Origin of the sequence: Massilia sp. TSP1-1-2 (genome assembly GCF_049896185.1) — a bacterium.
In the GTDB taxonomy this organism is placed as follows: Bacteria; Pseudomonadota; Gammaproteobacteria; order Burkholderiales; family Burkholderiaceae_D; genus Telluria_A.
In genome coordinates this window covers 1-504 of sequence record NZ_JAFCTU010000230.1, presented here as the reverse complement: position 1 = coordinate 504, position 504 = coordinate 1, and the positions used below count along the sequence as shown (strand labels likewise).

Below are 504 nucleotides of genomic sequence, written 5' to 3'. Positions count from 1 at the left end.
GCGCATAGCCGTCGCGGTCGGCGGCGACGGTGTTGACCCATGGAAGGCCGACATGCTTGTCCAGCGATGCCTTCAGCTCGCTCACGCTGCGTGCACTACCGATCGCGATCCATTGCTCGAGCAGGCGCGTGTTGGCGCGGTTGGGGTCGGCCAACACGGTTACTTCATGCTGTGTCCATGCCATGCCTGCCTCGGGCCAGACCAGGACAGCGCCTTGCTTGCTGAAATAAAAGGTCTTGCTGCGCTTGGCCAGTGTGCCATCGGGCTGCAGCACGTCGATCTCGGCCGTCCGGCTAGTCATCTTGACCGGCACCCCGTCCGACAAATACGTGGTGCCGCTGGCGTCATGGGTATCGAGCGTCAGCTTGAAGGTCGTAAAGTGAACGGCTGCGGTAACAGTGTGGCTCCAAGCAATATCCTTGTTGAAGCCGATGACCACCATCGGGATTCCTCCCAGCACCACGCCCATCGCATCGTAGCGGCCGGGCACGGTCAGGTGCGCCT

The 504-nt window shown here is 62.1% G+C and carries 1 protein-coding gene; it reads right to left on the bottom strand.

All coding sequences use genetic code 11. The features are described 5' to 3' along the window. On the bottom strand, window positions 1–504 hold a 504-nt coding region (locus ACP7BV_RS27850; RefSeq protein WP_426108158.1), incomplete at both ends, for a penicillin acylase family protein.